The organism is Arsukibacterium ikkense (assembly GCF_000987775.1).
In the GTDB taxonomy this organism is placed as follows: domain Bacteria; phylum Pseudomonadota; class Gammaproteobacteria; order Enterobacterales; family Alteromonadaceae; genus Alishewanella; species Alishewanella ikkense.
On the sequence record NZ_LAHO01000012.1, the window covers coordinates 84,076 to 107,443 of the forward strand.

Here is a 23,368-nt window from a genome sequence, read left to right on the forward strand (position 1 = left end):
CAACCTCCTTAAGGCCTAACCCTACGGCATGAGCAAAACCGTTGATATTTACCACCAGCAGGCAGAGTTATTTGCTGCCCAGTATGATGCGCTGAGCTTTGAGCAGGTGCATGCCTGCTGGCAGCCTTACTGGCCAAAAGAGCAATTGGTGCTTGATATAGGTGCCGGCAGCGGCCGTGATGCCTTATGGCTGGCCGGGCAGGGCTGCCAGGTGATTGCGGTAGAGCCGGCTGCTGATTTGCTGCGGCTGGGCCAGTTAAAAACTGATGCGCAGTCAATTCGAGAGAAGCAACAAAAAGTGCAGTGGCTGCACGATAGCCTGCCTGAACTGAAAGCCTGTTATCAGCTGAACCTGCAATTTAATACCATCTTACTCAGTGCCGTGTGGATGCATATTTTGCCATCTGAGCGGCCACGGGCTTTTCGTAAAATAGCTAACTTGTTAGCGCCCGGTGGCCGCTTTGTTTTAAGCCTGCGCTTTGGTGACTTTAGCGATGAGCGCACCGCCTACCCGGTAAGTGTCGATGAAATAGCCGCGCTGGCTAGACAGTTTGGCCTGGTGCTGCGTTTCGTTAGTGATATTACCGCCGATGCCGGTGGCCGCGCCGGGGTAGAGTGGCAAACTCTGGTGCTGGAATTGCCCGATGATGGCAGTGGCAGCCTGAGCAAGGTGCGGCATATCGTAGTAAACGACAATAAATCTTCCACCTACAAGCTGGCACTGCTGCGTACTCTGGTGCGGATTGCCGATGCCCACCCTGGTGCTGTGGTCGACAGACAAGACGGCAGTGTCGCCATTTCACTGGGTTTAGTGGCGCTGTATTGGATCAGGCTGTTTAAGCGGCTGGTCGATAACAATATGCAGCAAAACTCAGATCCAGCCAAAGGCCTCGGCTTTGTAAAGCCAGAAGGCTGGGGCTTACTCAGCCAGCTTACGGCTGACGATTTTGCCATAGGTAACTTTTATAGCGGTAAGGACGCCGCCGCGTTGCAGCAATTATTCAGCGATACCCTGGCCACTATTAAAGCCGGCCCGGTTACTTATATCTGGCAGGGCCATAAAGATAACCCGCTGTTTAGCATGGTGCGCAGTAAAACCACACGGCAAAGCACAGTGTTGCTGGACAAAACCTTTTTAGGCAGTTTCGGCAGCTTTATTCTCAGCGAAGAGATGTGGCTGTGTTTTCGCCAGTACGGCTGCTGGATTGAGCCTTTGCTGGTGCAGCAATGGATTGCCGAAATGCAGAAGTATGAGCTGAACCAGCAACAGCAGTTCTCACTGGATAGCTATCACCACCAGTTGCGCTGGTTAGAGCGGCAGCACGATACCGGCATGGTCAGGAAAAAAGTCGAGCAACTGCGCCAGCAGGGCAAAGATGTCTGCAGTGTCTGGAGTGGCAGTAGCTTGTACAGCTACGATATCGACCATTGTGTGCCCTTTAGTTACTGGCCGAATAATGATTTATGGAACCTGCTGCCCGCCAGCAGCCAGGAAAACCGGGTAAAGCGTGATCGGCTGCCCAGCCAGGCCCGGCTGAAATCGTCCGGTGCCCTGATAAAAGACTGGTGGCAGCAAGCCTGGCACAGCGACGCTGAGCAGCAACGGTTTTTTATTGAAGCCGGTTTATCGCTGCCGAATATCAGCAGCGGTTGCCGTGACTTTGACGAAGTATTCCACGCCCTGCAATTTCAGGCCATAGGCATAAAACAGCGGCTGCAGGTGGCGGAGTGGTAGGGGAACCCCTGTTTTTTATGACATAGCATCAAGATAAGCCTGCTGGTTATCGGCAATTTCCGATGCCGGTATCGGTTTGGAAATATAATAACCCTGCACCATGTCTACGCCGAGCTGTTGTAAGCACTGGTAAATTTCGACAGTACTGACAAACTCGGCAATGGTTTTAATACCCAAGTTTTTCGCCATATCAATAATGCTTTTGGTTACCAGCCGGCTATTCTGGTTATCGACAATGCCTTTAATAATAGAGCCATCAATTTTGATGTATTCAGGCTTGATATCAACCAGGTAGGCAAAGTTAGAGTAGCCGCTGCCAAAGTCGTCAATTGCTATCTGGGCACCATAAGATCTTATTTTTCTGATGAACTCGGCCACGCTGGAGAATTCACGAATTGCTTCTGATTCGGTAATTTCAAAAATTATCTGCTGGCCGCTATGCAGTTTAAGGTTGTGAAAAATGAACTCTGTGGTTTGAGGATCAAGAATATCCTGAATAGATAAATTGACCGAAATAGTGCAGTTAAAGCGCTGGGCGGTGCTTAACGCTATGGTGACAATTTCGCGGGTTAAAGCGCCGTACAGCCGGGTTTTCTTGATATGTTCGAGAAACACGCCCGGTGCGGTAAATTCGCCGTTGCCCTGGTCTATTCTGACCAGGGCTTCAAATTTATCACAATGGTGGTCGGCATGATTTACCGGTGCTAAGCGCTGGAACCACGCTGTTAGCCGGTTTTCGTGCAGTGCGTCGCGCACTTGTTCAATATATTGATAAGCATTATTGCCGGATAACTCCTGCTCGGTTTTTATTACTAACGATGAACAATAAGATGTTTTGGCCTCGGCCAGGGCGCTTTCTGCCAGCGCAATGGCCCGGGTTTCAGATACGCCGATACCAATGCTCAGGTTAATATCAAACAGATGGCCGTTCACTTCCAGGGTTGCTGCTTCTACCTGGCTTCGGAGTTGTTCGCATTTTGCCGAAAACTGTGGCAGCGATATCTGGCTAAGGGGCCTGAACGCAAAACTGGCACCGTGAAACTTGTAGCTTTGCAATTGCAGCGACGTGGCGGCACTGCTAAACAGCTGCGCCAGTTGTCTGATGGCATTGTCGCCCTGTTCAATGCCCCAGAAATCGTTCAGCAGTTTGAAATTTCTGGTATCAAACACCGCTAACAGCACAATGTTGCTGTTTTTAACATCGGCACTGAGCCGGGTGCGATTTGGCAGGCCGGTTAGGGCGTCGGTATTTTGTATTCTGATGGTTTGCCTGGCTTTAATAATGTCGGTAACGTCATGGCGAATACTTAAATAACGGCTTAGCGTGTTGTGTTGGTCCAGGATCGGCACGATGACGGTTTTAACGTAATAGTGCGAGCCATCTTTCTTTTTATTTAAGATAAGGCCTTGCCAGGTACGGTTGCGTTTAATGGTATGCCATAAGTTTTGATACACTTTCGCCGGCATGGCCGGGTGTTTAATCAGCTGGTGCGTTTTACCCATAAGTTCGTGGGCGCTGTAGCCGCTGATATCTTCAAATTTTTTATTAACGTAAACAATAATTCCCTCTGCATCGGTGATGGAGACAATAGCGCTCTGATTAACGGCATGCTGATGCTGCTGCAGAAAGGCTAAGGTATCGTTGAGCTCTTTGCCGGTGGCGGTGGCCAGGTGGGCCAGCGTATACAGCGGGGACGGTAGGATGGGCTGGGTAGCAGTGTCGTTAAAAATCAGGCGGCTGGGTAATTCATGCTCGGTTAGCAGCAGCAGGGTGGTTGACAGGTTCAGTAAATCAAACTGCTGGCCGGCTGTGCAGTATTCGCCATAGAAAAAGCCGCCTGCGGCCTGGTTGTTAGCGCCCAGCTTGTGTATCTCGGCGTTAATATGCTGGCCTAAATAGGCCTTTCTTGCGGCGCACGAGTAAATAACCAGCGCCGTCTGGCTAAGCGTTGCCAGTGTCTGTACTTCCTGCATTAGCAACTGAATATCGGCAAAAGAAAAGGTAACACTGTCGCCGATATTAATGTCACCGGCCAGAATTATACCGCTGCCGTCCTGACTGACGCCAACGGGGGCGCGCAGAAGGGTTTTTTCGCCGTGTTGCACCCTGAAGGGAAACGCCATTGCCGTCGTTGGCAGGCCACTGACAATGTCATCACCCAGATATTTTTTATACAGCTGCAGTACCGGCTGATCATTAAGACGGTAAAGCACGTTATGTTCAGCGGCGGTAACCCTGAATGTCTGGCCAATGGCATGCCAGCCGGTAAACTGGTGTTGCCGTGCCTGCAGCGCGTCACCGTATAAGGCTACGCCGACCAGGCCTTGGCGGAAGACTTCAGCTTCCAGCAGCGTATAGGTACCGATAAAGCTGGCGTTGTCAGCAGCGTTGCCACCGGCGAAAATACAGCCGGGCAGCTGCTGATGCAGCAGTTTAAGGACAGACTCAGGGCTGGTTGCTAAGGCGTTGCTGAAAAAAATAATAACTTTAGGCGGCAGCGGAAACAGCGTACGGATAGTGTCCGGCCCGCAGTGGGCGGGTTGCAGGCTCAGGTTGAAGGGCAAAGCCCTGCTTTCTTTGTCAAAGATCAGAAAACTTAAGATGATGGCTTGCTCGACACAAGCGCCGTTATAGATCTCACCTGCGGTGGAGGCACCTATCAGCACAAAGTGGGCTAACTGACATTTCAGCTCTCGCTGCAGCCGGGTGGTTAATTCAAGGCTGGCGCCGGAAAATACCTGCACCACCCCTTTGCAGGCGGTTAAACCGTGCGCTGTGATAAATTCACCTAAGCTGTCAGCTGATACATACTGATGTGATACCTGTCGCATATTACGATACCTGTTGCGATTCCCAGAACTGATTAGTGAGCTGATCCAGCTTGCTGGTGATCAGCATGGTTTCATCGGCAACTTTGCTGCTAAGTGCGGCAGCCTGCAGATTTTCCTGGGCATTCGTTTTAATGCTGACCACACTCTCACATATGGTATCGGCCACTTGAGTTTGCTCAGCTACTGCCTGGGCAATCTGTTCACTCATATGCGAAATATTATTGATGGCCTCCAGTATCTGCTCGAGCGACATAGCGGTTTGTTTACTTCTCAGTTCGCTTTCTGCAGCCGCACTCTCGCCCGTACTCATGGCCTGTACCGCTTGTTTAACACCACTTTGCAGCCTTTCAATCACGCTGTTGATCTCTTTGGTGGAATTCTGCGTGCGGTTGGCAAGAGAGCGAACTTCGTCGGCCACTACGGCAAACCCTCTGCCCAGCTCACCTGCCCGTGCGGCCTCTATTGCGGCGTTTAACGCCAGCAAATTGGTTTGATTGGCTATTGCCAGAATAACCTCGAGAATTTTTTCAATTTCATCGCTGCTATCAGCGACCTGATGAATGATGCTGGTAGCAGAACTCATCAGGGCTTTTAACTCCGAGATAGTTTGCACATTTTGATCCACTACCTGTTTACTGGTTTTGGTAATGTCTAAACCTGCAGCAGAGGCAACAGAAGTCTGTTTAGCATTTGTTGCCACACTGGCAATGCTGGCTGTCATTTGTTCCATTGCAGTGGCAACTTGTTCGGTTTGTTCAAATTGACGCAAAGTACCCTGTTCAGACTGGCTTACCGCTGCACTTAAATTTTGGGCACTGTCACTGAGCATGGCTGACATGTCATTAATTCTGCCGATAAGCGCCGCATTTTCAGATTCTAATTTTTTTATGGCTAACAGCAGCATGCCTGCTTCATCAGCGCGGCCGGTATAAACAAACCTGGCAACTTTATCAGCAGAAATGCGCTGTAGTTGTTGCAGCGCACTTCGCAGTGGCTGAGACAAGATAAACAGTGCGGCAATTGACACCAGGGTTGCGAGTACCGAAGCCACAATAAAAGACAAAACAGAATTAGCAAAAGTGGCGGTTAGCAGCGGCAAAAGTAAAATGAGCAACATCACTATTGTTAATTTGGTCCATACCGGTATGGCGTCATTTAGCTGCCGTAACTTTTTGCCTGACATCAGGGTGGCATAAACCTTTTCAGCTCGCCCTACTGCGTCGGGGTGCGCTTTGCGGCGAACTGATTGAAACTCCTCGACCCGGCCGGCTTGTTTTATCGGTGTGGCAAAAGCATCAACCCAATAATGGTCGCCATTTTTGCAGCGATTTTTGACGATGCCCATCCAGGATTTTTCAGCGTGCAAATCAGACCAGAACATCTTAAACACGGCCGGTGGCATGTCAGGGTGTCGTACGATATGATGATTTTCACCAATAAGCTCTGCTTTGCTAAAGCCACTAATCTGAATAAAGTCGTTGTTGATATAGGTTATTTTCCCGTCCAGGCTGGTGGTCGACAAAATGTTAGCGCTGGAGTGAAAGGTTTTTTCTGCCCCGGTAACGGGTAAATTCTTTTTCATTGTTCCACCTCTTCCTTATTATTGGTTATGAATTTTTTTTTATATCCCTGAATAACATTCATTTATTTATGAGGCTATTAACCCTACTGCAAGCAAGGTTAAACTGATAGTAAATTAGTTGGACCTGAAATTGAAGGGCTATTTTTAATTTCTTGTTGCAATTTTTTTTAAACGCTCCGCTAAACTGACAGCGTAGGGGTTGCTGTAAAACAGTGGTTGCAGGTGGCTAGGTGATAGCTGAATACTGGCAAACCCGTGCAACCTTTTGTCAGTGGTGTAATCTACACCCAAGTTAAAACGGGTTTTGCAGGTGGGGCTGGATGATAGAGCATATTTTTAAAAGTAGCCGCTTTTTGGTGCTGGTAACGGTACTGGTGTGTGCTGTTGCCTCGGTGCTGCTGTATGCTGCCAGTGCCAACATTGTGTTTCATGTAGTGTTTGACACCGTGAGCAACATGCCGCAATCTGCTGATGGCGGTAAACGGCTGGCAGTTAAGTTATTGAAAATACTGGATACCTTGCTAATAGCGGTGACCTTTCAGATTATTGCCGTGGCGCTGTACCGCCTGTTTGTTTCCAGCCAGCCGCTGGGGCCGACTAGCCTGTTAAGCTCGCTGCAAATTAATAATTTTCATGATTTAAAAGTGACGCTAATCCAGGTGGCCATGGTGATTCTGGTGGTGCTGTTTTTAGAGCAGGCAGTTGAAGTAGGCGCCACGCTGGAAACCCTGTACTTTGGCCTGGCGGTCGCGGTAGTCATTTTCGCCGGCGTGTATGCCACACTCAGTATGAAAGGCCATAAGGCGGACGACTGAAGCAACCGGCAGCACCCAACTGGGAAGATGTAATGCCCGAGAAAACCCTTGCCAAAGATATGGCTATTGATAAAGCCCATAAGCGCCAGCACCTGAAACTGGTGAAGTGAACTCACTTTACGATTTGCTTATAAGCTAAAATATGGGCTTAGGGTGCGGCATGAAGTAAAGCAATCTTAGAATTACTAAAAACACTTACAATTCCTTTTTCATGCTTATTATTTACCTCAAGCACTTAATCCTATGTAGTCCGGGGCAGCAAAAATATATTTCTTAACATACGTTCCTAATATTTTAGATCACTGGTAAGATGTGCTGGTTTAATAATCAGCAATCGTCATTATAATTTTTGAGGGATCAAGATGTCATTTACCGCAGTTCGTAATATAGTTGGTGCCACCGCGTTGTTAGCCGCCAGTTTTAGCAGCCAGGCTTCACTGATTGTTAATGGTGATTTTGAAATGAATCCGGTAAACCCGGGGAACTGGGCTGTGTTTAACAGCAACCACGTTGCCGGTTGGCAGGGTAGCAATATTGAGATTTGGAATGCCATGAACGGCGTGCTAGCTGTCAGTGGCGATAACTTTATTGAGTTAAATGCCCACGGTGCAAACAGTGGAAAATGGTATATTTTCCAGGATTTTGCTACTGAAATTGGCAAAGCGTATCAGCTGAGCTTTTTTTATCGGGCTCGTAACAATAATGAGCGGTTTGACATTAGTGTAGCGGGCTTAAGTCAGACCCTGTCTGATCACAACAACCTGGGCTGGACGCTGTTCAGCAGTGTTTTTGTGGCTACTGACAGCCTGTCCAGGCTGGGCTTTACCTCGCAAAATGCGAGCACTACCGGTAACTTTATTGATAACGTACAGGTAAGCGCCTTACCCAGCCCGGCGGTAGCGGTGCCTGAGCCAGTGTCGTTAGCAGCGTTTGGCCTGGGGTTGTTAGCCCTGGTAGGCGGCCGTCGCTTAGGCCGCAACAAATAACAGGCTAGTGTGCAGCTGTTTAAAAACGCCAACCTTAGGGTTGGCGTTTTGCTTATTGCTGCTTGCTTACCCCAGAGGTTAACTGCAGGTAGCTGCAAACAACCGTACCTGATCGCGGCCTTGTTGTTTTGCCTGATACAGTGCATGGTCAGCCTGTTGCTGCAAACTGGCGATGGTTTCTGGATTGCTGTAAGCATTCGCGGTGCCGGCAATGCCCTGACTGATGGTTACCTTAAGTGTGCTACTGTTATTAAAGTGGTGCTTAGCTACGGCATTTTTAAATCGCCGGGCTATGGCGCTGGCCTGGTCGGGGGTTACCCCTGGCAGGCAGGCGACAAATTCCTCGCCACCGGTACGAAATAATAAGTCGTAGTCACGCAGGATAGTTTTGCCAAGCCAGGCAATGTCTTGCAACACGGTATCTCCTATGCTGTGGCCGTGCTTGTCGTTAATTTGTTTAAAATGGTCAATATCAAAGGTTAGCAAGCTGAATGGCAAGCGCTGGCGCTGGCAAAGGTGCAATTCTGCTTGCATTTTTTCAGCCATCGACTGACGGTTTAACCAGCCGGTAAGGGCGTCGGTTTCAGCGAGCTGTCGCAGCGCCAGCTCTTTTTTACGGGCCCACAACAGTACGCACCCTACCATAGACAGCAACATAAACAGCATTACCGCCAGGGTACCAATGGTATGTAATAGCCAGTTAATGCTGAACGCGGTCAGCTGCATCTGGTCAAGTAAAAAGGTTATCAGTCGTAAACTCAGTTGCAGTGCATTAAAGCAGAGTATACCCAGTAACACGATACTGCTAGCTCGTAGCCCGGCTTGGCGGCTACTGACTAACAACCAGATGGTATAAAGATTGGCGGCTATTAAAATGGGGTATGACAGTAAAAAACGATGTATTACGTCAGCCTGAGCGAAGCTACTTAGGCTGAGCAGATAGATGCTGGCCAGCAAAACGCCCAGCAGTCGCCAGCTTACTGGTTTGGCTAAATAACTGGCTACGCCACTTAACAGCAGCAGGTAGCTTGCTATCAGAGCCGAATTGCCCAGCGGTGGCCCGAGAAAATAAGGTAAACCCAAAGGGGCGTAAATTAAGCCAATAGCGGAGTTAACCAGAAAGCCCAGCCCTGCCAGGCTCCAGTGAATAAGACAATGGTCAGCTTTTGAGGTTTGATACAGCCCCGCCATTGTAACCAGCACAATAAAGGCAACGATAAAGTTTACTGTAAGTAAGGTGAGCTCATCCATGGCTTTTCTTTATTTCAGAAACAAACTGCAGCCAATTTACCTTAAACTAATGTGATGATAAAGCATTATGCCAGTATTCAGCGCTTAAACCGATAACAGAGCTGTGTCATGCCTCTGCAACATTTCCTATTTATCTGCCCTCTGGCAAGGATGATGTCTGCGGCCCACCAGCCCCTGGCGTGGCATTGGGCAAGTAAGCAGGGTTAATGTTTGTCGCTGAAAAGCCTGCTTAGCGTCTTACAATACGCTAAGCTACAACAAACAGCTTATAAGAGGTGGCGCATGTCAACGTTGATCCAGTTAATGAGCAAAAACCCGGTGAGTGTGTCACCAGACGACAGCCTGACTGTGGTAAAAGAGATTTTTGACCATGTGAAATTTCACCATGTACTGGTGGTGGAGCATGGTGTGTTGCTGGGCGTGATTTCTGACCGCGATTTATTTAAAGCACTGAGCCCGAATATTGGCACCGCTGCGGAAACCTCGCGCGATTTAGCCACCCTGAAAAAGAAAGTGCACCAGGTGATGCGCCGCGCTCCGGTGGCCCTGCGTGAACACGCTAAGGTAATGGATGCCATTCATTTGTTTAATACCGAAGGGGTGTCGTGTATTCCGGTGGTTAACGCGGCCAACCAGCCACTGGGTATTTTAAGCTGGCGCGATATTATCCGGGCGCTGGATCGCACCGATAAAGCGGGTGAGGCGACGCCCTAAGGCGTTTGTTTTTCCGTAAAGAAGGCGGCATAAGCACATACCTGTTGCTGCGCGTTGTAAATAGCATTAATGGTCAGCTTTTGCGGATATATCTGGCCATTTTTGCGTTTGTTCCAGATGTCACCCTGCCAAAAGCCCTGTTGCAGTAATGGCTGCCACATGGCCTGATAAAAGCCTTGGCTATGCACGCCAGAGCTAAGCAGCCTTGGTGTGTTGCCAATGGCCTCGCTGGCGCTGTAGCCGGTTAACGCGCTAAAACGTGGGTTAACCCACTGAATAATGCCCTGGCAGTTGGTTACCATGATGGCGTCAAGCGCCGGGTTAAGGAGCTCGGGGGCAAACTCAGCAATAAAAGAAAGCGTGACATCCTGCATCGGCAATATTTCGGCATCCAGGTTACATGGTGGCGATATTGTAACGCCAGGGCGGCGGCGCAGGCTTGATCTAACACAAGGGCGGGTTGAATAAAAAAAGGCCGGTATGTACCGGCCCTTTAGTGCCACTCAGCCGTTAGTTGCTGTAGCTGATATGCTGATGAAAGCGCACCGTTAAATCCTGCTTTTCCGGATTAACCCCCAACTTATCGGCGAAACTGCGCAAGCTGGCTTCAACCTGATTCATAAAGCGGCCAAAGCCGGTTTCTGTCATATCGTCATTGCCGGCTACAATTAAAATATTGACGGCTTCTACCAGATTATCGCCCTGCCAGTCGCTGATAAATTGCGGTGCATTGTTCGATGGGTCAAAGCCCAGCAACTGCAGCTCGGCGGTGGTTTCCGGCTTATCAAATTTACTGTTACGTACCAGTGGCGTTAAACCATTGGCAACAATAGCCACCCGGTTTAAGTCTTTTGCCTGAATAGCGGCTTTGAGCTGTTGCTCCAGCTGTTGATACAGTGGGCTGTAGTCGAGGCTGTCGCTGGCTACATATTGTTGCTTCAGCGCCCGGCTAAGCGGCAGCGTAAGATGCACATAGGTTAAGGCGCTGTGCTCAGGCAGGTTAAGCTGGCGGGTGGCGTAGCGGCCGGCAATAGCGCGTAACTTGTAACCGTAGCTTTCGCGGTTGCCTTTGCTTTTGGCCAGTAAGTCGTATGATAAGTGCTGGTGATCACGAATTTTAATTTTCAGGTTCTGCTCAGGCAGTTGCGGTTGCAATTGTTGCAACAGCTGCAACACCCGGCTGTGGAAGTCGGCAGCATTTGCCCGGATGTCATTGCCGGTGGCTAAAAACAGCAAGCGAATTTTCCGCGCCTGATAACCGTTTTGGCTAAACAGATTTTGCGCTTCATGGTAGGCCGGGTTATAGAAAAATAAAATTTGCTCGGCCGTTTGAAATACGTGGGCTTCAGTATGAAAACGCACAACCGGTAACTTGTCGGTGGCAATCAGGTGCACGTTGTGTAAATTCAGGCTGTCAGCCAGGGTAAACAGCTGCTGGCTGAGCTGCTGATAACAGGCCTGTTCGTTGCTATAGTGCCGGTACAGCTCTGGGGTGGCTTTAATTTCGGCCAGAATATATTGGTTAGATTTGGCGCTGGCCGGAAGATAAACTTTGTGTTGAGTGCTGATGGGCATAATAACTCCTGTTAGGTCTGCAACGCGCACATTGTACCCTGCTGCGCGCAAATTAACCGCAAATAGGACTATATTGTGCCAAGATTTTGCTGCAGATCAACTTAAAACCACCAACGCCCTCCGCTGCTATGGTCTGGATGGCCCAATTAGCCTTACAACAAGCCGGGGTTCAGCTGCCAGATACTAAAGTTAAGGGCGGCGGCAAAACTCAGCCAAAGCAGATAAGGTAGCAACAGCATAGCTGCCAGTTTATTATGTTTCCAGAAGAGAAGCATTGTAACAAGCAGCAACGCCATTAACAGCATAATGGTAATAAAAGCCAGCGCCCCCTGATACCAGGCAAAAAATACCCAGCTCCATAACGCGTTGACACAAAGTTGGCTGAAGTACAGCACCAATGCCAACTGGTGAGCTTTACTGCTGCGCCAGACCAGCCAGGCAGCAATAGCCATTAAAGTATACAGCGCTGTCCATACCGGGCCGAACAGCCAGCCGGGCGGGGCAAAGGCCGGTAACTGCAGCTCACGGTAAAAATTGGCTGCATTAATTGACCCCAGCGCACCAATGCCCGCGGCAAGGTAGGTTAAGGCCAGTAGCGTCAGCAGCATCAATACCTGGCGCAGTAAAATGGTAATGTGCATGGCGGTGTTGTTCTCCATCAAAGATCCCTGTTGTCTGCCAAATGTACGTCTAATGACCAGTTTAGATCAGCGGCTGAAAAATATGCTCAGCTTCTACTGGCGGCTTGCTGACAGAGCTGGCGTAGTACCTGTAAAGCGGGGCTGTCGTGGTTACGGCCATGTGCCAGCACCAGGGTGCGCTCCAGCTGCAGGCCCTGGATGGGGCGTAAGCTGACATCAGGGCGTTGGCGCAGGCTGTCTAAATCGGGTACCAGGGCGCAGCCAACGCCGGCCGAGACCAGGCCCAGGGCATATTCGATGGTTTGAATATCGGCGCGGATATCGGGCCGGATATTGCGGCGCACCAGCTCCGGATAAAAGGTGGCCCAGGCATCGCACGGCAGGCGTTTAATCAGCGGTAAGTTGGCAAAGTCTTCCAGGGCGATTTGCAACTGCAGGCTCAGCGGCCAGGCAGGGGGCAGCGCCAGCAGATAGCGATCCTGCCACAGTGGTTGCAGCACTTCACCGGTCTTCAGCTGTTGCGGCGTGATAATGCGTGCGTCACAGGGTTGGTCGGGCTCAACTAAATGCAGTTCCAGCCCCTCTACCTGCTGGCTGAATTCGCGTAGTAAGGCGCTCATCCGCTCTACACCCAGTGCTTTAATTAAGCCTAAGCGAAATTGCACCCGGTCAACCGGGGTGCGGAACGAGGCTTTTAACGACTGCAGCTGGCTCAGCAGTTTGCCGGCATGGCCATACAGCTTATCGCCATCCTCCGTTGGGGTTACCCCTTTGGGCAGGCGGATAAATAACTTCACCGCCAGTTCCTGCTCTAACTGGCGCAAGGCGGCAGATAAGGATGGCTGCGCTACGCAGCATTGGCGCGCGGCGGCGCTGACACTGCCCTGTTCATACACGGCGACAAAGTAACTAAGCTGGCGAATGTCCATAGTTAAAAGCTATACCAGATACAGGATTAATATATTTTAACTTTATATCAGGCCGCAGTAGAGTGAGCAATACGTATTAATTTTCAACATCAGCATATTTATCGAACAGCATGAGGTAGCGATATGGCCCGCCCAGTATTTGATTGGCAAGACCCGTTTCAATTATCGGCAATGTTAACAGAAGAAGAGCGGATGATCCGCGATACCGCTCACCAGTATTGTCAGGACAAGCTGCAACCGCGGGTGCTGCTGGCTAACCGCAATGAGCATTTTCACCGCGAGATTATGACCGAATTGGGCGAGCTGGGGCTGTTGGGCGCCACCTTGCCAGAGCAATACGGCTGCTCGGCAGTGAACTATGTGTGTTACGGCCTGGTGGCGCGTGAAGTGGAGCGGGTGGACAGCGGCTATCGCAGCGCGATGAGTGTGCAGTCGTCGTTAGTGATGCACCCTATTTATGAATATGGCAGCGAAGCACAGCGCCAGAAATACCTGCCAAAACTGGCCACCGGCGAGTGGGTGGGGTGTTTTGGTTTAACCGAGCCTGATGCCGGCTCGGATCCGGCCAGTATGCGTACTGTGGCGAAGAAAACCGCCAATGGCTATTTGCTGAACGGCACTAAAATGTGGATCACCAACAGCCCGATCGCCGATGTGTTTGTGGTATGGGCCAAGCTGGACGGTGAGATCCGCGGCTTTGTGCTGGAAAAGGGCCTGCCGGGCCTCAGTGCGCCGAAAATAGACGGCAAGTTTTCACTGCGCGCCTCGATCACCGGTGAAATTGTGATGGAGAATGTCGAAGTGCCGGCCGATGCCATTTTCCCCGAAGTGCGCGGTTTAAAAGGGCCCTTTGGTTGCTTAAACAAAGCGCGCTACGGCATTGCCTGGGGCGCGCTGGGCGCGGCTGAATTTTGCTGGCATGCGGCCCGCCAGTACACGCTGGACCGCATTCAGTTTGGCCGGCCACTGGCGCAAACTCAGCTGGTACAGAAAAAACTGGCCGATATGCAAACCGACATCAGCCTTGGCTTACTGGGCTGCCTGCAGGCTGGCCGGCTGATGGACGCAGGCTTACTGGCGCCTGAAACCATCTCGCTGATTAAACGTAATTCCTGTGGCAAGGCGCTGGATATTGCCCGCCAGGCCCGCGATATGCACGGTGGCAATGGTATTGCCGATGAATACCATGTTATTCGCCACGTTATGAACTTAGAAGCGGTGAATACCTACGAAGGCACCCATGATGTGCACGCGCTGATTTTAGGCCGGGCGCAAACCGGCTTACAGGCGTTCAGTTAACCGTGGCGCCGGCGTTTCATCCATGGCTGCAGCAATTTCTGCAGCAAATTGCCAGCAATAGCTTAGCCCCTGCCAGCAGTTTGCAGCAGGGCCTGAGTGACAGTGAACTATACCGGCTATGGCATAGCCAGCTGTGCAGCCGCCTGCTGGATTTACAGTCGCGTTTGCTGCAGGCCAAAGGCCAGAGCTTTTATACCATTGGCAGTGCCGGCCATGAGGGCAATGCGGCGGTAGCCGCGGCGCTGCGCCTAACCGATCCGGCGTTTTTACATTACCGCAGCGGTGCCTTTTTTATTGAGCGCAGCAAGCAATTACCCGGCAGCACGCCGTTGTACGATATGCTGTTGTCGTTTTGTGCCGCCAGTGACGACCCGATCTCCGGCGGCCGGCATAAGGTGCTGGGTAGCTTAGCGCTGAATATTCCACCGCAAACCAGTACTATTGCCTCGCAACTGCCCAAAGCGGTGGGCGCGGCCTTTGCCATAGATTTAAGCAAACGGCTGGGCCACAGCGGTAACTGGCCGGCCGATGCCATAGTGCTGTGCAGCTTTGGTGATGCCTCGGCTAACCATTCTACGGCGCAGGGCGCCATTAATACCGCCTGCTGGGCGGCGTATCAGCATGTACCGTTGCCTGTTTTGTTTGTTTGTGAAGATAACGGCCTGGGTATTTCTACCCCGACCCCGCCAGGCTGGATCGAGCAAAGCCTGGCAGACCGGCCGGAGCTGCGTTACTTTGCCGCCGATGGCAGCGATTTAGCCCAGACTTATGCCGTGGCGCGTAAAGCCGCGCATTATGTGCGCAGCAAACGCCAGCCGGCAATATTGCATTTATCGACGGTGCGCTTATTTGGCCATGCTGGTGCTGACACGGAAACAGCCTATCGCAGCAAAAGCCAAATTGACGCAGAGCTGGCGCTCGACCCGTTACTGGCCAGCACGGCCTGTCTGCTGGCGCGCGGTATATTAAGCCAGGCCGGGCTGCACAGCGCGGTCAGCGAGCTGGCCAGCCAAATCAGCCGGGTAGCCGGGCTGGCGAGTAGCCGGCCAAAACTGAGCAGCGCCGCACAGGTGATGGCGGCGATAGCGCCAGAGCGGCCCGCCCTGCCGGCGCCGCCGTTGCCGGTCAGCAGCATTCGCAGTGCGATCTTCGACTACGATAAACATAATATGGGCAAGTCTCAGCACCTGGCGAAAATGCTGAACTGGACTTTGCATGATTTGTTCGCTCAGTACAGTAATACTGTGCTGTTTGGCGAAGATGTCGCCAAAAAAGGCGGCGTTTATGGCGTATCGCAGCATTTACTCCAGGCATTTGGTGGTAACAGGGTGATCAACACCCTGCTGGATGAACAAAGTATTCTGGGTATGGCGATTGGTCTGGCGCAGCAGGGGTTTATTCCGATCGCCGAAATTCAGTTTCTGGCTTATGTGCATAATGCCGAAGATCAAATTCGCGGTGAAGCTGCCACCTTGCCGTTTTTCTCGAATGGTCAGTACCATAATGCCATGGTGGTGCGGATTGCCGGCCTGGCGTATCAGCGTGGTTTTGGCGGCCATTTTCACAACGATAATTCGTTTGCGGTATTTCGGGATATTCCGGGCATTATTGTGCTGTGTCCGTCGAATGGCGCCGATGCGGCGTTGTTATTGCGCCAGGCGGTGCAACTGGCGTATGAGCAAAAGCGGCTGGTGATTTTTTTAGAACCCATCGCCTTATATATGACCCGCGATTTGCTGAGTGCCGGTGATGGGCTCTGGTTAACTGATTACCCGTCACCCGATACTTTGCTACCGGCGCTGGGTGAGCCGGCGGTCTTTAATCAGGGGCCTAATCAAGGGCCTAACCAGAGCCCGGCGGCACAGCCCGAGCTGACTATTATCAGCTATGGCAATGGTTATTATTTAAGCCGCCAGGCGGCAGCCGAGCTGGCAGACTCGGGTTACAGCCTGCGCTTGCTGGATATTCGCTGCCTGGTACCACTGCATATTGAGGCCATTGTCGCTGCGCTGGCAGATTGCCAGCAGGTGCTGATAGTTGATGAATGCCGGCGGCGCGGCTCGCTGAGCGAAGAGCTGTTTACCGGGCTGTGTGAAGCGCGGCCGGGCTTTTTTAAGCTTAGCCGGATTACCGCAGCTGACAGCTTTATACCGCTGGGCGCAGCGGCCTATAGCGTATTGCCGTCGAAACAACAGATTATCGATAAAGTGCAGCAGTTGCTGAGCGCGGAGCACCCTGAATGAAGAAGCAAGCCGTATGAGCCAGAGAAAAACCGCCGTTGTGGTGTGCCCGGGCCGTGGCAGTTATAACCGGCCAGAGCTGGGCTATATTGGCCAGCATTTGCCGGCAGAGAGCCTTTTCACGTCACAATTAGCAGAATTTGATGCGCTGCGCACAGAACTGGGTGTGCCAACCGTTAGCGCGCTTGATAGTGCCGCCAGCTTCAGCAGTGCGGTGCACTTAAAAGCCGACAATGCGGCAGCACTGATTTTCAGTGCTGGTTTGAATGATTTTGCCCAGATTAACCGCGATAAATTCGACATAGTGGCCATTACCGGTAACTCAATGGGCTGGTATACCGCGCTGGGTTGTGCCGGAGTATGGCAGGGCAGCGACAGCATGCAACTGGTAACCGGTATGGCGCAGCTGACCGCCAATGCGGCCGGAGCACAGTTTATTTATCCGCTGCTGAACACTGACTGGCAACCTGATTTGGATAAACAGGCGCGGCTGGCTGAACAGCTGTATTTGCACCAGGGTGCCTTGTTTATGTCGATAGCCTATGGTGGCTATGCCGTGCTGGCCGGTACCCAGAGTGCGGTACAGCAGGCCATGCAGGCGCTGCCGCCGTGCGACGAGCGCTTTCCGCTGTTACTGCCGGGCCATGCGGCTTTTCACAGCCCCTTAATGCAACCAGCGGCCGATCAGGCGCTGGCGCGCTTTGGCGAGCAGTACTTTGCCACGCCACAATTGCCGTTAATTGATGGTCGCGGCGTGATCTGGCCCAGTCAGCTGGCCCAACCCAGTGCGCTGAAGGCTTATACCCTGGGCCAGCAGGTATGCGATACCTTTTATTTCAGCCGGGCTATTGCGGTGGCGGTAAAAGAGTTTGCGCCTGAGCATCTGATTTTACTGGGCCCGGGCAGTGGCCTGGGCAGCGCGGTGGCGCAAAGCCTGATTGCCATTAACTGGCAGGGGCTGAGCAGTAAGCAGGATTTCAGCGTCGCGCAACAGGCAGCCATGCCCTTTGTGTTGAGTATGGGCCTGCCTGAGCAACGCCAGCTGCTACTCTGATATGGGCGCTTTAGCGCCCGCTAATAAGCTTTGCTGGCCTGTTTCAGGCTTTTTATGCTTGTTGCAGCCCCAGCAGCATGGCATCTATTAATGCCGGAGCATGTTGCATTAAATCGCATTGCTGCGGCTTTAATAAAAAATGGCTGATGATGCCACCAATATACATATGCAGAGCTATTGCTGCCAGGCGCGGGCTCACCCCGGCACGCAGCAAGCCGGCTTGCTCTGCCCGTTCAAAGGCGCGCTGCATTACCGCTACCGTTTGTTCATCCAGTTTATCCTGCTGATTTACCGCCGGATTCAGTTCGTCAATATATTCACAGCGATGAAATACAATGGTTAGCACCCGGTGGTGCTGCTCACTGGAAGCAATTAAGCGTAAGCCATTGCTGATTAACTGATGCAGCTGGCCGAATGGATCGGCAGCCGGGTTGTTGTCGACGGCGGCCAGCAAATGCTGAAATGGCAGCCGTACCCGCTCTAGCATGGCATTAAATAAATCGGCTTTGTTCTGAAAATGCCAGTAAATGGCGCCGCGGGTGACGCCGGCGGCGACCGCTATTTTTTCCAGGGTGGTGCGCGACACGCCATGTTCAAAAAACAACAGCTCGGCGGCATCCAGAATGGCGGCGCGGGTGCTTTCTGCTTCGGCTTTAGTACGTCTGGCCATAGTTAAATTACTGTAAAGTGGTTAAAAAATAGCATGCCCTAATACTAACAGATCCTACGCCATTGCTCTAATAGCAATAACGGCAGCTGCAAGGGCAGCTGCGACAGGGGAGGGATTAAAACTTATAGTTCAGGCCAACGGTCAGCAACGACACGTCCGATTCAATTAAACCGTTATCTTCATCTTCCAGATCAGGCAAAATATTATACTCGGCAACCAGGCTTAAGCGGTTGGTCAGATGAAAAGTGGCACCTGCGCCATAAATAAAGCCGCTTTCAGTACTGGTTTGTGAACCGGACAGCCCGGGAATATCATAGGCAAAAGCATAACGTGTTTCGCCATAACCGGCAGTGGCAAACAGCGCGAAGCGGTCGCCTAATGGCAAGGAACCTTTGGCCATTAGTGCCATATGGCGGTCTATTTCATAGCGCACCGAGTCGTTGTCACCGAAAATGTGCTCATCTTCTACGCCAATGGCATAACGTGCTTCCAGCGCTAAAAAGCTGGTAAGCTGAAAACCGGCATTAACTCCGGCCACGCCAAATTTTATATCGGTATTGGCAAAATCGGACTCCAGATCTACTTTATGCTGACCATAGTGGCCCCCCAGATAAAAGCCGGTGTCGTAAGTTTGCGCAGTCGCAGCTGCGCTGAAAAATGCTCCGACAAGAACAGCGGTTGGAAGTAGCTTGTTCATAGTGACTCCTTTTTTACAGGGTGAGTATTGCCAGGGTGAAAGTCACTAACAGGTATACCAGAGCCCCGATGAATCAGTGGTTAATGAAATGTAAGGGGATGTAATGGTTGGCTGATTAAAAGCGCTGCTATTGCAGCAGCGCTTTGTTGGCAGGTGGTAGTGATTGAAAGTTCTACACTTTAAATTGACCAACCAGGCTTTGCAATTGTGCAGCTAATTTTGCCAGCTCTTCTCCGGCGCTTGCAGTCTGCTGCGCACCCTTAGCTGTGGCATCGGCTGACTGATTTATATTGACAATATTGCGGTTAATTTCTTCGGCTACTGAGCTTTGCTCCTCGGCAGCAGTAGCAATCTGAATATTCATATCGTTAATATTTGTGACAGAACGGCTTATGGTAGTGAGTGATGATTCAGCCTGGGATGCCTGATTAAGTCCATTTTGTGCCTGGTGACGCCCTTTCTCCATCGCTGTTACCGCGTTTTTAGCACCCGTTTGCAGCCGCTCTATCATAGCGTGAATTTCCGTGGTTGAACTTTGAGTTCGTGATGCAAGGGTTCTTACTTCATCGGCTACTACGGCGAAACCACGTCCTTGATCTCCAGCTCTAGCTGCTTCGATAGCTGCATTCAATGCTAACAAGTTGGTTTGTTCAGCAATGCCGCGAATTACATCAAGCACTGAACCTATTTTGTTGCTCTCTTCAGCTAATGTAGAAATTACCGCAGCACCGCTTTCTACTTCATGTGCAAGAGCGTTAATGGTATTCAGCGTTTGTTGCATAACAGCTTTACCTTCCAGCGTTTCATTATTTGCCTGTTGTGCCGAACTTGCCGCCAGAGCAGCGTGATTCGCTACTTCCTGAACGGTGGCGGTCATCTGATTCATAGCAGTTGCAACCTGAGCCGTTTCAGATTGCTGACGCACGACCTCTTTACTAGCTTGATCGGTAATGAACGACATCTCTTCAGAGGCTGAACTTATTTGCTCTACAGAGCTTCTGACCTGCTGAACCATTGCCTGAACTTTCGCTGCAAATTGATTAAATGCAGCAGCTAATTCAGTTATTTCGTTGTTGCCTTTCTGCGGTAGGCGGCGGGTTAAATCACCTTCACCCTGAGCGATATCATGCATAGCATCTACAGCTTGTTTTATTGGCGTAGTGATAGTTTTAGCTATCATATAGGCAATAGCCATCCCAATTAGAATAGCCAGAAAAGAAATACCGAGGGTTGTAAGCCTTGCCTTGTTAAGTGCTGCAACATAATCACTGCGGTTCATACTAACTTCAAGCACACCAATAATTTTGCCACTGTAATCACGAACAGCTTTCAATAAAACAGCATAGTCTTCAGATTTCACGCTAACCTGACTGAAATAAATATCTTCCCGCAGAGTTTGTTGCATTAATGAATCTGCAAGCAGGTTATTTCCGTCCCATGAACCTCCGAAACGTTTAAAGCTGTTACCATCAATCAGGAACAAAGCAAGGTCAACGTTGTACTTTAACTTAAATTGTTCGAAAAATGGCTGCCCAAAAGACATGCCAAACTCCACCGAACCAAGATGAGCACCCTTTAATCCGATGGGGCTGATACCCCTAATTCCGAGCCCTTCCACGCCAAATTCCAGTCCTTGGACGGGCTGTTTGCTGCGATTAGTTTCTACTACAGTTTGGCGAAAGCCGGATAAATCATCACCGAAGCGCTCGGGGCGATGCAAGCGTAGCCATGAAGTTGCCGGAGGGGTATGAATTTGAAATTGTTGAACCCCAAATTTCTCGCGCATTATTGCAAAAGCGGGTTGTAATTGAGTGGTAAGGTAATCCCGCTCACCATCGGCTAAAGGTTGTTGCAGGGCAGGGATATTGGCATAAAAGGTACTCAGAGCCACTGCTAACCGTCCCTCAGAGGCGATTTGTGCTTCTGCACTAATTGCCAATTGTCGCAGTTCCTTTTCCTCGGCGGTATGAAGTGTGCTGCTAATTTGATGGTTAACGACTGGTACAATCATACCCGCCATGATTACTAAAACCAGAATAAAACCAAAGCCGATACGTTTGCCGATAGAAAGGTTTTGCAATAGGGTTGTTAGCATATCCATGTCTCACATTAGTTCAAGTAAATGGGTATTTAACGGACGACAAAATCAAAATACTGCTCGGTATACACCGGTGGCTGATGGGTAAAGTGCCACCATTCCATGTTGTACACCTTAAAGCCAGCCTGCAACATAATGGTTTCCAGCAACTGGCGGTTGGCTTGCTGGGTTTTGTTGATGCCGGGGTGGCCGACATTGGATACCGGGTCAAACAGATCAAAGGGTGAGCCCATATCGATGGGCCGCCAGTTGCCAGTGCTATCTTTGGCTGCCAGGGTTAAGTCGATAGTGCTGCCGCGGCTATGGCCGGACTTTTCAGCAATGTATTCGCCGACCAGCTGGTCTTTATCCAGGTTAGGGTAGTACTGTGCTTTAGTGCTGGTGTCGGCTAAATCGGCGGCCCAGCGCATAAAGTGGTTTACTGCGCGCTGTGGCCGGTAGCAATCAAAAATCCACAGCGTTAAGCCTTTGGCTGCGGCGGCTTGCTGCGCGGTTACCAGCGCCTGCGCGGCGTTGTCTTGTAAATAGCATTTATTGGCCTGATAGCCATCAACCGGGCTGCCGACAAAGTTATGGCTGCCAAGGTATGCCATATGAATTTGCGCTTCAGGTAGCAGGCTGGTGACATCGGTAAAGTCGGCCGGTACGTCGGTTGCCGGCTGTGAACTGGCCAACACTGGCAACGGCAGTACGCTGAGCAGGCTAAACAAGCAAATGGGTTTGAGTGAAAACAGTTTCATATCATCAATACTCCGGCAACAACAAAGCTGATTAAGGCGATAGCGCCACACACCAGGGCATAGGGTAGCTGGGTTTTTACATGCTCCAGCAAATCACAACCGGCGGCCACCGAGCTTACTGCCGTGCTGTCGGAAATAGGCGAGCAGTGATCGCCAAACACCCCGCCACTTAAAATGGCTGCCAGGATAAGCGAAGGGGGTAAGCCGAGCAGGCTGACCATTGGCATACCAATCGGAATAAGAATAGCAAAGGTGCCCCAGCTGGTACCGGTGGTAAAGGAAATCAGGGCGCCGGCTAAAAACAGCAGCGCCGGAATAAGTACCTGTGGCAGGCTCTGATCAACAATGCTGGCAATAAAGGTGCCGGTACCCAGCAGTTTTAAACTGGCACCTAATGCCAGTGATAACAGCACTATGGTAACCAATGGCAGTAATTCACCAATGCCTTTAAAACCGATATCAACCAGTTGCTGGTGGGCAAAGCGGCGGCTTAGCAGCATCATGCAGTACACCACCACGCATGACAGGGCGGTAGCGTATAACACCGATTTTGAGCCAGAGCCCTGCACCAGCTGGCCATTGCCGGTAAGCAGCATAAAGCCCAGCATCGCCGCCACCAGGGTAATTAACGGCACCAGCATAAAAGCGGGATGGCTGGCCGGGGTTTCAATTTCGCTGTGGTGCGACAAGGTATGCAGCTGCTGCTCAGATTTACGCATTGGCCCGTGCACCTTGCCGCTGATAATGGTATACAGCACCACCACTAAAGTTATCAGCGCATAAAAATTCAGCGGTATAGTGCCAATTAAAATAGCCACCGGGCTTTGCGGTAGGTCGTAAGTGCTTAGCAGCCCCAGAATATAGGCGCCCCAGCCATTAAGTAAAATAAGAATGCAAATCGGCGCACTGGTACTGTCGATAATATAAGCCAGCCGGGCCCGGCTCATTTTAAATTTATCAAACAGGCCGCGCGAGCTGATACCGGCGGTTAACGAGCTGAGGTTAGATTCAATAAAGGTGACACTGCTGATAAAAAACGTCAGTAAACCGGCCTGGCGGCCATTGCGGGCAATGCCTTTATTGACCAGCATCGCCACGGTGGCCGACACCCCGCCTGAATAGCGCATATAGGCCAGTAAGCCGCCGACCAGTAACGAGAACATTAAAATGCGGGCGTTATCGGCATCACCGGTCACGGCAATAATCCGCTCCAGGGTCTGAATACTGCCATCGAGCAGTAAACCGGCGCCAAAGCGCTGGCCATTTTGCAGAAAAATTAACAGTTCAGCACTGCATAGCGACAACAACAGCGCCAGAATCACTTCTTTGCGCCACAGCACCACGGCAATAGCGACCAGGGCCGGAAGTAGGGTTAACCAGTCTGCCACCATAGGCTCCTTTTATTGTTCTTATTGTCAGGCTTAGTCATTTTCAAAGATTTAAGACAAGCTGTTACTTTTATACAGCTATCAGCTGCAGCGGGCAAGCCAGCCACTGGTGTTTTAACGGT

19 protein-coding genes are annotated in these 23,368 nt (G+C 51.0%); 7 read left to right on the forward strand and 12 right to left on the reverse strand.

The annotated features are described in order from the left end of the window. Positions 1-28: 28 nt before the first annotated feature. Complete coding sequence (locus WG68_RS12710; RefSeq protein ID WP_046558075.1) at positions 29-1,735, forward strand: class I SAM-dependent methyltransferase; 1,707 nt, start codon at positions 29-31, stop codon at positions 1,733-1,735. Between the two features lie 15 nt (positions 1,736-1,750). On the opposite strand, the gene WG68_RS12715 is transcribed toward WG68_RS12710, so the two are convergent. Further along, entirely contained in the window at positions 1,751-4,567 is a 2,817-nt protein-coding gene (locus WG68_RS12715; RefSeq protein ID WP_046558076.1) for a bifunctional diguanylate cyclase/phosphodiesterase, read from the reverse strand. A 1-nt stretch (position 4,568) separates the two neighbouring features. Next, positions 4,569-6,149: a methyl-accepting chemotaxis protein gene (locus WG68_RS12720; protein WP_046558077.1), complete on the reverse strand. Its 1,581-nt coding sequence runs from the start codon at positions 6,147-6,149 to the stop codon at positions 4,569-4,571. A 320-nt stretch (positions 6,150-6,469) separates the two neighbouring features. Here WG68_RS12720 and WG68_RS12725 point away from each other — a divergent pair, with 320 nt between their 5' ends. Both WG68_RS12725 and WG68_RS12730 read left to right on the forward strand, forming a co-directional pair. After that, positions 6,470-6,964, forward strand: a complete 495-nt coding sequence (locus WG68_RS12725; RefSeq protein ID WP_046558078.1) for a YqhA family protein — start codon at positions 6,470-6,472, stop codon at positions 6,962-6,964. Positions 6,965-7,326: 362 nt separating this feature from the next. After that, positions 7,327-7,950 (forward strand): DUF642 domain-containing protein, encoded by a 624-nt coding sequence (locus WG68_RS12730; protein WP_046558079.1) that lies wholly within the window; start codon positions 7,327-7,329, stop codon positions 7,948-7,950. 78 nt (positions 7,951-8,028) lie between these two features. Here WG68_RS12730 and WG68_RS12735 read toward each other — a convergent pair whose 3' ends face one another. Next, positions 8,029-9,201, reverse strand: coding sequence for a GGDEF domain-containing protein (locus WG68_RS12735; RefSeq protein ID WP_046558080.1), 1,173 nt, complete (start codon positions 9,199-9,201; stop codon positions 8,029-8,031). 282 nt (positions 9,202-9,483) lie between these two features. Between WG68_RS12735 and WG68_RS12740 the strand changes: the two genes are divergently transcribed. Continuing rightward, positions 9,484-9,915, forward strand: a complete 432-nt coding sequence (locus WG68_RS12740; protein ID WP_046558081.1) for a CBS domain-containing protein — start codon at positions 9,484-9,486, stop codon at positions 9,913-9,915. On the opposite strand, the gene WG68_RS12745 is transcribed toward WG68_RS12740, so the two are convergent. The 4 genes from WG68_RS12745 to WG68_RS12760 form a co-directional block, all read right to left on the reverse strand. Beyond that, entirely contained in the window at positions 9,912-10,289 is a 378-nt protein-coding gene (locus tag WG68_RS12745) for a PAS domain-containing protein (RefSeq protein ID WP_046558082.1), read from the reverse strand. The two genes, WG68_RS12740 and WG68_RS12745, sit on opposite strands and share 4 nt — an antisense overlap. Before the next feature lie 136 nt (positions 10,290-10,425). After that, on the reverse strand, positions 10,426-11,490 hold the full coding sequence (locus WG68_RS12750; RefSeq protein ID WP_046558083.1) for a DUF3083 family protein: 1,065 nt from the start codon (positions 11,488-11,490) through the stop codon (positions 10,426-10,428). Between the two features lie 152 nt (positions 11,491-11,642). Next, positions 11,643-12,149, reverse strand: a complete 507-nt coding sequence (locus WG68_RS12755) for a TspO/MBR family protein (protein WP_235357732.1) — start codon at positions 12,147-12,149, stop codon at positions 11,643-11,645. Between the two features lie 68 nt (positions 12,150-12,217). Beyond that, positions 12,218-13,060 (reverse strand): LysR family transcriptional regulator, encoded by an 843-nt coding sequence (locus WG68_RS12760; RefSeq protein WP_046558084.1) that lies wholly within the window; start codon positions 13,058-13,060, stop codon positions 12,218-12,220. A gap of 123 nt (positions 13,061-13,183) precedes the next feature. Between WG68_RS12760 and WG68_RS12765 the strand changes: the two genes are divergently transcribed. From WG68_RS12765 to WG68_RS12775, 3 genes are read left to right on the forward strand one after another with little or no spacing between them, the layout of a single operon-like run. Then, on the forward strand, positions 13,184-14,359 hold the full coding sequence (locus WG68_RS12765) for an acyl-CoA dehydrogenase (protein ID WP_046558085.1): 1,176 nt from the start codon (positions 13,184-13,186) through the stop codon (positions 14,357-14,359). A 2-nt stretch (positions 14,360-14,361) separates the two neighbouring features. After that, positions 14,362-16,602 carry a dehydrogenase E1 component subunit alpha/beta gene (locus tag WG68_RS12770; RefSeq protein ID WP_046558086.1) on the forward strand — a complete coding sequence of 747 codons (2,241 nt, stop codon included), beginning with the start codon at positions 14,362-14,364 and terminating at the stop codon, positions 16,600-16,602. Between the two features lie 13 nt (positions 16,603-16,615). Then, complete coding sequence (locus tag WG68_RS12775) at positions 16,616-17,653, forward strand: malonyl CoA-ACP transacylase (RefSeq protein ID WP_046558087.1); 1,038 nt, start codon at positions 16,616-16,618, stop codon at positions 17,651-17,653. Between the two features lie 52 nt (positions 17,654-17,705). Here WG68_RS12775 and WG68_RS12780 read toward each other — a convergent pair whose 3' ends face one another. The 5 genes from WG68_RS12780 to WG68_RS12800 all read right to left on the reverse strand — a co-directional run bounded on the left by WG68_RS12780 (position 17,706) and on the right by WG68_RS12800 (position 23,249). After that, complete coding sequence (locus tag WG68_RS12780; protein WP_046558088.1) at positions 17,706-18,323, reverse strand: TetR family transcriptional regulator; 618 nt, start codon at positions 18,321-18,323, stop codon at positions 17,706-17,708. 115 nt (positions 18,324-18,438) lie between these two features. Then, complete coding sequence (locus tag WG68_RS12785) at positions 18,439-19,020, reverse strand: porin family protein (RefSeq protein WP_046558089.1); 582 nt, start codon at positions 19,018-19,020, stop codon at positions 18,439-18,441. A gap of 172 nt (positions 19,021-19,192) precedes the next feature. Then, complete coding sequence (locus tag WG68_RS12790) at positions 19,193-21,121, reverse strand: methyl-accepting chemotaxis protein (protein WP_235357733.1); 1,929 nt, start codon at positions 21,119-21,121, stop codon at positions 19,193-19,195. 29 nt (positions 21,122-21,150) lie between these two features. Beyond that, positions 21,151-21,858: a M15 family metallopeptidase gene (locus WG68_RS12795; protein ID WP_046558091.1), complete on the reverse strand. Its 708-nt coding sequence runs from the start codon at positions 21,856-21,858 to the stop codon at positions 21,151-21,153. Then, complete coding sequence (locus WG68_RS12800) at positions 21,855-23,249, reverse strand: Na+/H+ antiporter NhaC family protein (protein WP_046558092.1); 1,395 nt, start codon at positions 23,247-23,249, stop codon at positions 21,855-21,857. Before WG68_RS12800 ends, WG68_RS12795 begins: the two co-directional genes overlap by 4 nt. Between the last annotated feature and the right edge of the window lie 119 nt (positions 23,250-23,368).

Coding starts and splice junctions, on each gene's coding strand:
- WG68_RS12710 (WP_046558075.1), top strand. CDS start 29: ATGAGCAAAACCGTTGATATTTACCACCAGCAGGCAGAGTTATTTGCT.
- WG68_RS12715 (WP_046558076.1), bottom strand. CDS start 4,567: ATGCGACAGGTATCACATCAGTATGTATCAGCTGACAGCTTAGGTGAA.
- WG68_RS12720 (WP_046558077.1), bottom strand. CDS start 6,149: ATGAAAAAGAATTTACCCGTTACCGGGGCAGAAAAAACCTTTCACTCC.
- WG68_RS12725 (WP_046558078.1), top strand. CDS start 6,470: ATGATAGAGCATATTTTTAAAAGTAGCCGCTTTTTGGTGCTGGTAACG.
- WG68_RS12730 (WP_046558079.1), top strand. CDS start 7,327: ATGTCATTTACCGCAGTTCGTAATATAGTTGGTGCCACCGCGTTGTTA.
- WG68_RS12735 (WP_046558080.1), bottom strand. CDS start 9,201: ATGGATGAGCTCACCTTACTTACAGTAAACTTTATCGTTGCCTTTATT.
- WG68_RS12740 (WP_046558081.1), top strand. CDS start 9,484: ATGTCAACGTTGATCCAGTTAATGAGCAAAAACCCGGTGAGTGTGTCA.
- WG68_RS12745 (WP_046558082.1), bottom strand. CDS start 10,289: ATGCAGGATGTCACGCTTTCTTTTATTGCTGAGTTTGCCCCCGAGCTC.
- WG68_RS12750 (WP_046558083.1), bottom strand. CDS start 11,490: ATGCCCATCAGCACTCAACACAAAGTTTATCTTCCGGCCAGCGCCAAA.
- WG68_RS12755 (WP_235357732.1), bottom strand. CDS start 12,149: ATGGAGAACAACACCGCCATGCACATTACCATTTTACTGCGCCAGGTA.
- WG68_RS12760 (WP_046558084.1), bottom strand. CDS start 13,060: ATGGACATTCGCCAGCTTAGTTACTTTGTCGCCGTGTATGAACAGGGC.
- WG68_RS12765 (WP_046558085.1), top strand. CDS start 13,184: ATGGCCCGCCCAGTATTTGATTGGCAAGACCCGTTTCAATTATCGGCA.
- WG68_RS12775 (WP_046558087.1), top strand. CDS start 16,616: ATGAGCCAGAGAAAAACCGCCGTTGTGGTGTGCCCGGGCCGTGGCAGT.
- WG68_RS12780 (WP_046558088.1), bottom strand. CDS start 18,323: ATGGCCAGACGTACTAAAGCCGAAGCAGAAAGCACCCGCGCCGCCATT.
- WG68_RS12785 (WP_046558089.1), bottom strand. CDS start 19,020: ATGAACAAGCTACTTCCAACCGCTGTTCTTGTCGGAGCATTTTTCAGC.
- WG68_RS12790 (WP_235357733.1), bottom strand. CDS start 21,121: ATGGATATGCTAACAACCCTATTGCAAAACCTTTCTATCGGCAAACGT.
- WG68_RS12795 (WP_046558091.1), bottom strand. CDS start 21,858: ATGAAACTGTTTTCACTCAAACCCATTTGCTTGTTTAGCCTGCTCAGC.
- WG68_RS12800 (WP_046558092.1), bottom strand. CDS start 23,249: ATGGTGGCAGACTGGTTAACCCTACTTCCGGCCCTGGTCGCTATTGCC.